This window comes from Haloferax sp. Atlit-12N, assembly GCF_003383095.1.
In the GTDB taxonomy this organism is placed as follows: Archaea; Halobacteriota; Halobacteria; order Halobacteriales; family Haloferacaceae; genus Haloferax.
This window is the reverse complement of record NZ_PSYW01000007.1, coordinates 1-9,054: the sequence shown is the minus strand read 5'-3', so window position 1 is coordinate 9,054 and position 9,054 is coordinate 1. Positions and strand designations below refer to the sequence as shown.

Below are 9,054 nucleotides of genomic sequence, written 5' to 3'. Positions count from 1 at the left end.
CTGAACTCCAAGACCTCAAAAAAGAAGGGACGTGCCCGAAATGCGGACAGTCGGTCGACGAAACACACGTGACTGATGAGGTTGCGGACCTCGAAGCGCAGATCGATAACGCGGAGTCTGCCCTCAACGATGCGAGAGAGACCGAGGCAGCGCTCCAGTCGGAGAAAGAGTCACTACAGGACCTCCGTGATGATGTCATCGGCGTCATTCAGTTCCGCGAGAACACACTCGTCGACGCACAGGAGGACGTGACGTCGATCCGGGACGAGGCGGCCGACGTAGAGACTCACATCGATGATCTTGAAGAGACTATCGAGGACCGTGAGGCGACAATCACCGAACTGGAGGGTGAAATCGACGATCTCGACGAACGCGTAGCGGACCTTGACGACGAGATCGAAACCGTCACCGCTGACGTCGAGACCGGGGACGAGGTGCTCAGCACGTTCGAGGCGGTCCGTGAGCAGCGTGACACGGTCGACACGCTCGAAACCGAGGTCGAAGACCTCCAGAGCGATATCGAAGACGTGGCCGATACCATCGACACGCTCGACGAGGAAATCGCGGATCTCAACGGCGATATTACTGACCAGGAAGAGACTGTCGAGGACGCGGAAGCCGCCCTCGAAGCTGCGGACGAGCGCGTCGAACAGCTCGACGACGCCCGAAAGACGGTCGAAGACGCAGTCGAACGCTACGACGACATCGCCGACCTCCGAACCACGATTCAGCAGGAACAGCAGTCTATCCAGCACGCGCGTGACCGGATCGAGAATCTTAACAGCCAGATCGCCCGTCTCCGCGAGGAGAAAAAAGACATAGAGGACAACCTCGGCGAGAAGGATATCGAGGACCTCCGAGACGACTTGGACCAGGTCGAGGACCTCGTCGAGAAACGCCAAAACCAGCGTGACGACCGGCAGGAGAAACTCCAAAATACCCGTGACGAGCGGACACGCCTGGAAGCAGCACTTGAGAACTTCCGTGCGACAAAGGCACAGATCGATCTCTTGGAGCGGAAAGAGCGCTGGGCGCAGGAAGTCCACGACGAGTTTGACTCGACGATTGCCATCTACGAGAGCACGAAGTCCGTCCTCCGTGAGCAGTACCTCGCGTACATCAATGAGTACACGAACGATATATTCAAAGAGATCTACAAAAACAGCAGCTACCAGCAGGTCCTCATCGAGGAAGCGTACAACGACCGCAGCGGGAGCTACGAGTACGACATCCGCCTGCTGCGCGACGACGGAACGACCGAGGATCCGAGCAACGCCAGCGGCGGCGAGCGCGCCATCGTGAATCTCGCGCTTCGCGCCGGCATCTACAAGCTCATCGCCGAACTCAACGGCGGCAACCAAGGCCAGCTCCCGCCGTTCATCCTCGACGAGCCCACGACATTCCTCGATGAAGGCCACGTGGGCCAGCTCGAACAGATGCTGACGACGATCCAGGAGTGGAACGTCCCGCAGATCATCGTCGTTTCACACGACGAGAGCCTCATCCACGGCGCTGACCACGAGTGCTACATCACCATCGACGAGGCGTCGAACACGAGTCAGATCACGATGCGGACTGCGGGGGACGACTGAATGGACGCGGACGCGCTCGGCATCGTCCGCGAGATGTTCGACCACGTCGACACGAACATTCCGCGCGACGTCACGTCACAATCCGAGTACGCGCGCGAGCTGTTCGCTCACCTCGCACTCGACGGCGGCCGCGTGAGCGCGCTCGATGACCCGTCATACCGGAAGACACGGATCGACGAACTTGGGACGTGGACTGGTGACCCGTGGGGCAGTCCAACGTACGGGCTCGACGCGAGCACCACCCGGCCCTTAGAGTTCAACAATGGACTCATCGTGGACACGGCGTACGCCAAGATCGGCGTCGCCGGCGCGAACACGGACAAACGTATCGAGGACACGGGCACCATCGAAACCGTCGTCTATCTCGCCGACAGCGAGAGCACGCTCCACCCCCAGCAGTTCGAAACGGACCACGTCGCCGGTGAAGTCGTCCAGTTCCCATCGACCCAACGCTCGGCGACGCTCTCGAAGTCCGTCGCCACGGCCGCACAAGGCCTCGCCGAAAGCTCGCACGCAGCTGCAAACGTGGATGCGTTCGATGGCGTGTTGTTCATCGACGGCGCGGTCTACCCGCTCGGCGTGCTCTACTGGGTTCTTCTCGACAAAGTCGGCCGGACGACACCCGTTGGAACGTGGGAGAAACCCGACGAGATCGTCCGCAACTACATCGACGTGATCGACACCCAGTACGAGCAGGGATTCCCCGTTGTCGGCGTCGTCAAGACCTCCACCATCAGCCAACTCCTCGACGCCCTCGACGAGAAACTCGGGGCGAACGATATCACGGGTGAGCGCGGGACAGCCCCAGACGTGCCGTGGACGCGCGACCACCAGTTCATCGCAGAGGTACTCCGCGACGAGAGCCTCGAACACCTCACGTACACGTCCTGGTTCGTCCACGAACAAGCCCCGGTCAACGGCGAGGCGTTCGAACTCCTAGAGCCCTACAGCAGCGAGCTCTCGCACGGCGCACCGGAAGACTACCGCCGCGCGTTCTTCTACGTCCGACTCCCGAAGACCGGCGGTGTCCTCCGCGTCGAAACGCCGCAGCTCATGATCGCCGACGCGGCGACACGCGACGAACTCCAGTACAAGGTACTGAAAGAGATTGCACAGACGCAAGACGTGCCGCGTGCCGTCAAGCGCGCCGACCGCATCGCCCGAGTGAGCCCCGAGAACCGCGACACGATACGCGACTTCCTCACGACCGCCGACTACGCCCACGACTACAACTGGGACGGCCGCTGGAACGACATCGAACAACCACCAGAAACCCAATTCCAACAATGAGCGACGACCTAGACGATCTCCTCGAAAACGACCCCGGCGCAGACGACGAATCAACTGAAACCGAATCCACCGCCATGACCAAACAGGCCACGGATGGTAGTGCTGACGTCGAATCCGAAGCGAACGTCCCCGAGACATCCGTCCCGAACGCGCTGACCGATTCCGACGAAGATGAGCTCGGCCACATCGTCGCCAGCGAAGAAATCCACGTCACCCGCAGCGACTACAAAGTCAATGCGTTCGTGAAAACCAACTGCCGTGACGACGTCTGCGTCGGCGACTACGTCCAAATTCCATACCCCGAACCAGACCCGACCGAGCAACCCGACGAACTCTTCGCCATCGTCGACGGACTCCGATACGAACCCTACACCGAACTCGACGACAAATCCGACACCCACAACCGGATTACGGCAGCCCACACCCTCGACGAGACAGAATTCGTCCTCGTCGCCGAACTCGAACCAATCGCCATCATCTCCGCCACTGACGATGACCTCGAACGTAGCATCGTCAACAAAATCCCGAAACCCAATACGCCCGTCGCACTCTCCCTCGACGAAGAATACCTCCGAACCGGCCTCAACATCCCGCACGACGGCGTGTTCGCCGGATACCTCTCTGTCGGCGGCGACCGAATGACCGTCGACGGCGACCCACTCCCCTACTTCATCAACAACCCCGGCATCGACCCCGTAACCAATGAAATCGAATCCGGTGAACCCGCGATCTTCCGGCACACCCTCGTCGCCGGCTCAACCGGGAAAGGGAAAACACACTTCACGAAGAACCTGCTCCGCCAGTTCGCCACCGATAAGCGATACCCGATAGAGAACCACCAGACCGGCGACACTGAACACAGCCGCCTCAACCTCGTCATCCTCGACCCCGAAAACGAATACTCCGAAATGCGGAACGACAACCCCGAACTCCGCAACGAGGACGAACTCATTCAACGGCTCGAACGGCAAGGCATCGAAGTCGGCGGCATCGACAACTTCGAGACATTCATCCCGGACATCGGGAACACCAACGCCCCGAGTACCGGTGAGAGTCGAAGCCTCACGATCCCCTTCTCGCTCGTCGAGCACCGCCCGCAGCTCCTCATGCCGTACTCTCCGACGGAAGTCACACGCGGTGCCCTCGAAAACTGCATCGACGCGTACTTCTCCGACACTGACACGCCGACGTACGACGGGTTCCTCCAGTACCTTCGCACCAACGAAGACGCAGAAAGCCCGCTCCGCCAGCGATACAACATCGAGGACGGTACATGGGGCGCAATTATGCGTCGCGTCACCGACGCCGCCTACCGCGACGTCTTCGACCACGGCACTAACCCCCTCCCCGACGTGTCAAACGCCGTGTTCCGCGAAGGCCAAGTCACCGTCATCCCAACCAGCCACCTCCACGGCGCAAAAGAAGAACTCACCATCCTCTCCATCCTCTCCTACATCATCGACAACAAAATCGACGACTACAACGTCGACCCCAACGTCAAAGACACCCCACTCCTTGTCGCCGTCGACGAAGCCCACAACTACGTCTCCGACCCAAGCACCCTCCGCGAACAGTACATCGTCAACCGTGCCCGTGACGCCGTCAAACAAGGCCGCAAAGACAAACTCGGCCTCTTCATGATCACCCAAAACCCCGAAGACATCGACGGCGACATCCTCAAACAAACCAACACCAACATCTTCCTCGGCCTCCGCGAAGAAGTCATCACCAAAGTCCCCTCCATCCCCCACGGCTACGAACAAGACCTCCAAAAATACGGGAAAGGCCAAGCCGCCATCAAAGCCCCCGACGTCGAAGCCGTCGAAGTCACAGGGCTACAATACTGCCTCACCCAACACAGCAACTGAGGAGCCACTTCGTACAGATTCAACGATACACTCTTTCGTATGCACGCGACGGGTGAGCAGTGGTTGCCTGGAAGGTCGGTTATCGATCTCTCCGACCAGAATTCCGTTGTATACGGCTCTGTTGAACTCCTATTTTTGCGATACCCTTTCCGCTTAGTCAGCCATTAGATTGAGCATGCTTAGTGAACAGCGCATTCGTGTGAGCAGGCGCGAACCGAAGTGATCTCAGCAGTAACGACTTATCAGACAAGTCGGGGCCTGCTCAGGACGGAAAATCTTAGTCAGGTGCCCGATAGGCAGTTGCCGTGATTAGGACAAGAAGCACGACCAAATCTCCTACTTGAGGTCCCGTCTCACAACCAGTATTCCAAAGAATCAACCGATGGTTTTCTGCAAGGTGCATCGGCAGCGGTCGTGGGGAATCCAGTGCTGCACACGTTCAGGAGTGCCATCTTCAAACTTCTGAGCATTAGCGAACAAGATCGTCTGTAGCTCTTCGACTGAAATACTTCCATCTTGTTTCTCGATTTCTTCAGCTGTGGCTTCACAGACTGGAGAAACACCTCCATCACCAGGCAACATCCACTCCACACCAGAGACGACATCACTCTCCTGAACCTGGCGGACGTGAAACCGAGTCATAATCCCGGCTTCCTCATTCCAGATAATCGTCTTGATCTGTTCCCGAGGCAGATCCAGTCCTTCCTGATCAACGTGACGCGCCGTTTTATCGTATCCCCAACCCTCCCGGTGGCCAGTAATTATCGCATCAATCAGTTTCTCAGCCTGACTCTGTGTAACGTCATAGAATTCGTGTATAATGTCGCGGTGCTCATCTCGGGAGAGCTCACGCGGCATCGGATCCATATTGAATCCAGCCTCAGCCATAGCATCCACATCCATATCATCAGCAATCTGCTCAAGCAGTTCTTTCATCTCCTCCTCATTCCCATCCTTATTCGATGATTCTCCGGAAACCAGAGATCGGAGGCCCTCGAAGATACCCATACAAAACCCGTTCAAGAGCCAGCGATGTCAATCAACAGGGTAGAGAGAATAAGAGAATGAGAAAAAACATCACCGAGCAGGGGTCGGTCAGCTGGAGCGATATCGTCTCCAAGAGCCAACGCCCCAAGCTCAAACCCGTCCAGAGTGGCGAATAACGCTCCACCCTTCGCTTTGTTGCATACTGTCAGCGCAGTCGTAGCTACCAGTTGATCAGTACGTAATCGTATCTCGCACGTTGGTTCTACTAGTGCCGAAGGATTTCAACAGAGCTGATTCTCCCCAAATCAAGTTCGCCGGCGAAATTACCGGCCTTCCCTACTGCCTCACCTAACCCAGCAACTGAGATTATAGGGAACCGGTTGTTTGATGAATAGAACTAAATGACTATTCTGGCACATAATGTATCATGAAGCGTGTCCCCGTCTCCTCAAGCAACCTCAGCAGTGTAGGATATGACGAGTCGACTCAACTTTTGGAGATCGAGTTCAACGGGGGGAGAGTCTACCAGTACTTCAACGTTCCCCAGGGAATCCATCAGGAACTCATGAGTGCATCTTCGCATGGAAAATACTTCCATCGGAATATAAAAGACAACTATAGCTACGACCAGGTCAAATAATGCGAATCAGTTTAATCCGTATCAAAGATACTCGAACTGAGAGGGCGGAGTCGTGAGTGACGGGCTGACCCACGTCTCACGACTCTCGGTGGAGAACATCGGGAAATTTGAGGACTTGACACTCCAGCTGACCCCGTTCACACTCTTAGTGGGCCCTAATGATGCAGGAAAGACCACTCTCTTGGAGGCATTACAGACCGTATGTAATCATTCGAAACTGGACATTAAGCAGGTCCGACGGGATGTGACACGAGATACCGGAAGAGCCTCCGACGCCTCAATTGAGGCGATCATCGAAAACCCACCCGACGATCTGGCGGATCGTACCAATCTTGAGGAGGACGATGCTGCAGGACTGAAGATAAAATGGGATGTAACCGGGGGTTCAGAAGAAGATGTTTATTTGGAGTCTCCAGACCACTATCTCAGAGAGCGGGTTCCTGAAGACGAGCGGCTCCACGAATGGGACTATTTAGCGGATGAGGAACGGGAAATTCTGGATGATTACGATATTGAGCCAGGGAGCAACGCTAGTAAACGAGAAGACCAGTTCGAGGAATTGAAGGCTGAGATCCTCGAAGATCCTGAAGATACCTGTCTTGATTGGGTCTCTTGCGGAACTAGAGAATTCGGTCGTTTAGCTCCAGCCAGTGAGCAAATCGATACCGAGGATGTCGACAGCCCGATCAATTTACTCGCAAAGTTACTCCGTCAGGAAACCAGATCTTTCCTCTATGCAGAGGATGAGAACGGTGACAAAAGAGGAGTGGACGAGCTTGTCGAAATTGAAGAACAGGCGACGGATGCTCTCAATGAACGACTCGAAAGCCTTTCCGACAGGATGGAGCGATACCTTCCTGGACTAGACCAGATCACGGTAAACCCTGAGTGGAGTTTTGTAAACGGAGCAGATCTCTCCAATATCGTGCTTCGTCGTGATGGCGAACAGGTACCACTTCAAGAACTGGGTGGTGGGACTAATGCCCGTTCTGCCCTGTCGATGCTTGAATGGAGTGCGGAGGCAAATGAAGGAAAAGAGTCCGTCATCCGGACGATGGATGAACCTGATCACCGACTCCACTTTGATGTCCAACGGAGGCTGATCAATCTTCTCCGGAGCGACATCTCGGATGAAGATAGTTATCTCTCCCAGTGTCTCGTCTCGACTCATAGTCTGATTATGGTCGATGGTACGCCCTTACACGAAGTGGTCTATCTCCCGGAAGAAGTGGATGCGAACGACGAAAGAGCTCCGTTAGTTTCGAAAGACGAAGCAGAAGCAGAGGATTTCATGGGCAACATCATGGCTGGTTTGGGTCTCTCTGCTAGCTGGGTCTATCTCGAACGAGCGATGATTGTCGTAGAAGGTGCAACTGAACACAAATATATCGAAGAACTATACCACCGAGTCACCGGCAGTACTCTCGTCGAGGATGGAGTCCAAATCTGGGATAGCCAGGGATGTGGTCATATCGTTAAAACTCTCAAACGACTCCAGGATAGCGGCCGAGCACGAACGTTTGTCATCCTTGATTCCGATGCAAAAGAGCGATCCTATTCAGAGGATACGCTTGAACACCAGCTTGAGGATATGTACGAAGTCGGTGGTTCAGAACCAGAGCTCGTCTGGGTCGGCGACAAAGAACTTGAGGACACGTGGAAGAAGAACGACTTAGTCCAACTCGCCGAAAAGCACTGGCCGCGTGCAGATGGCAACGACTGGGAGGAAATCCATTTTCAGTCAGTAGACGATGCAGAGAAACCGAGCGGAAAGATAGTCGATGTTATTCAAAGTGGCTGCGCACGCAATATCCAAGACTGCCCCAGTGTGACAAAGCCAAATATTGGGCTTAGGATGGGGAGGTTAGAGGATGTGGAACACCCCCCAGAAATCATCGATCTCATGGAACACGTCCATGAATACTGTAACCGGGACTGAAGAATGAGCGTACAATGACACCACGTCACCTACAGTTCGACGACGGAGAGGAGTTCAAGATCCAACTCCTCGGTATCTTCCTCCACGAACTCGCACACACCAGAAAACCGTTCCCCGAACAAACACGGGAATTCGGAAGCGTACTTACGGAACTGCTCGGAGAAGTCGGTGTGGAGGCACTTTCGTAACATGGGCACACTCGTCTTAGACATCGAAACCGCAAGTCCATTCGAAGAACCACCCGAGAACTCCAACGGCACCAAATACTACGAATGGTTTGCCGTCAGCCTCGCATACGCCGATGAGTTAGCGACCACGCCAGAAACCGAAGTTATGTTCCGCCGCGGCGGCTGGGACGACTCCCACACTATCGACCTCTACCAGCGAATGTTCAACTGGTGCGACCAACGAGACATCGAGCGACTGCTCACCTACAACGGTGCCTGGTTCGACGGAAAGCACCTTCTCAACTGGGCCAGCGACATAGACGACACCACAGACCACACGTTCCGAGAACAAACCGAGGCACTATTCGAGAACCACATCGACGTCGCCCTCGCTGCCGCCGATGAGTACTCGGATGAACTCTGAGACGAGCAGCACATCCTCCCAGACTGGAAAGCATACAACCTCGCCGAAATCGATAACGACGGCGTCTGGTACGACGATTACGACTTCCCAGAGACCTACCTCTCAGAGAGAGACGAGTCCGCTGTCCAAGGTAAACACATCGGCCAA

8 protein-coding genes are annotated in these 9,054 nt (G+C 55.7%); 7 read left to right on the top strand and 1 reads right to left on the bottom strand.

The window, feature by feature from the left end; genetic code table 11:
• Positions 1 to 68 precede the first annotated feature (68 nt).
• From C5B90_RS19380 to C5B90_RS19370, 3 genes are read left to right on the top strand one after another with little or no spacing between them, the layout of a single operon-like run.
• Positions 69 to 1,592, top strand: a complete 1,524-nt coding sequence (locus C5B90_RS19380; protein WP_148708257.1) for a hypothetical protein — start codon at positions 69 to 71, stop codon at positions 1,590 to 1,592.
• On the top strand, positions 1,593 to 2,882 hold the full coding sequence (locus C5B90_RS19375; RefSeq protein ID WP_115883573.1) for a DNA double-strand break repair nuclease NurA: 1,290 nt from the start codon (positions 1,593 to 1,595) through the stop codon (positions 2,880 to 2,882).
• A complete protein-coding gene (locus tag C5B90_RS19370; RefSeq protein WP_115883572.1) occupies positions 2,879 to 4,750 on the top strand; it encodes an ATP-binding protein in 1,872 nt (623 codons plus the stop codon). The genes C5B90_RS19375 and C5B90_RS19370 overlap by 4 nt, the downstream gene beginning before the upstream one ends.
• 375 nt (positions 4,751 to 5,125) lie before the next feature.
• On the opposite strand, the gene C5B90_RS19365 is transcribed toward C5B90_RS19370, so the two are convergent.
• The gene (locus C5B90_RS19365) at positions 5,126 to 5,686 is read right to left on the bottom strand and encodes a hypothetical protein (RefSeq protein WP_158547245.1); all 561 of its coding nucleotides are present in this window, start codon (positions 5,684 to 5,686) and stop codon (positions 5,126 to 5,128) included.
• A gap of 478 nt (positions 5,687 to 6,164) precedes the next feature.
• On the opposite strand from C5B90_RS19365, the gene C5B90_RS19360 reads away from it, so the two are divergent.
• The 4 genes from C5B90_RS19360 to C5B90_RS19350 are packed head-to-tail and all read left to right on the top strand — an operon-like array spanning position 6,165 to position 8,907.
• Positions 6,165 to 6,377 carry a KTSC domain-containing protein gene (locus tag C5B90_RS19360; protein ID WP_115883570.1) on the top strand — a complete coding sequence of 71 codons (213 nt, stop codon included), beginning with the start codon at positions 6,165 to 6,167 and terminating at the stop codon, positions 6,375 to 6,377.
• A 52-nt stretch (positions 6,378 to 6,429) separates the two neighbouring features.
• On the top strand, positions 6,430 to 8,316 hold the full coding sequence (locus tag C5B90_RS19355) for an AAA family ATPase (protein ID WP_115883569.1): 1,887 nt from the start codon (positions 6,430 to 6,432) through the stop codon (positions 8,314 to 8,316).
• 14 nt (positions 8,317 to 8,330) lie between these two features.
• Positions 8,331 to 8,504: a hypothetical protein gene (locus C5B90_RS20645; protein ID WP_158547244.1), complete on the top strand. Its 174-nt coding sequence runs from the start codon at positions 8,331 to 8,333 to the stop codon at positions 8,502 to 8,504.
• 1 nt (position 8,505) lies between these two features.
• Positions 8,506 to 8,907, top strand: a complete 402-nt coding sequence (locus C5B90_RS19350; protein WP_233512144.1) for a hypothetical protein — start codon at positions 8,506 to 8,508, stop codon at positions 8,905 to 8,907.
• Positions 8,908 to 9,054: the final 147 nt, after the last annotated feature.

Excerpts from the sequence above, each read along its gene's own strand:
- C5B90_RS19375 (WP_115883573.1), top strand. The coding sequence starts at position 1,593 with ATGGACGCGGACGCGCTCGGCATCGTCCGCGAGATGTTCGACCACGTC.
- C5B90_RS19370 (WP_115883572.1), top strand. The coding sequence starts at position 2,879 with ATGAGCGACGACCTAGACGATCTCCTCGAAAACGACCCCGGCGCAGAC.
- C5B90_RS19365 (WP_158547245.1), bottom strand. The coding sequence starts at position 5,686 with ATGAAAGAACTGCTTGAGCAGATTGCTGATGATATGGATGTGGATGCT.
- C5B90_RS19360 (WP_115883570.1), top strand. The coding sequence starts at position 6,165 with ATGAAGCGTGTCCCCGTCTCCTCAAGCAACCTCAGCAGTGTAGGATAT.
- C5B90_RS20645 (WP_158547244.1), top strand. The coding sequence starts at position 8,331 with ATGACACCACGTCACCTACAGTTCGACGACGGAGAGGAGTTCAAGATC.
- C5B90_RS19350 (WP_233512144.1), top strand. The coding sequence starts at position 8,506 with ATGGGCACACTCGTCTTAGACATCGAAACCGCAAGTCCATTCGAAGAA.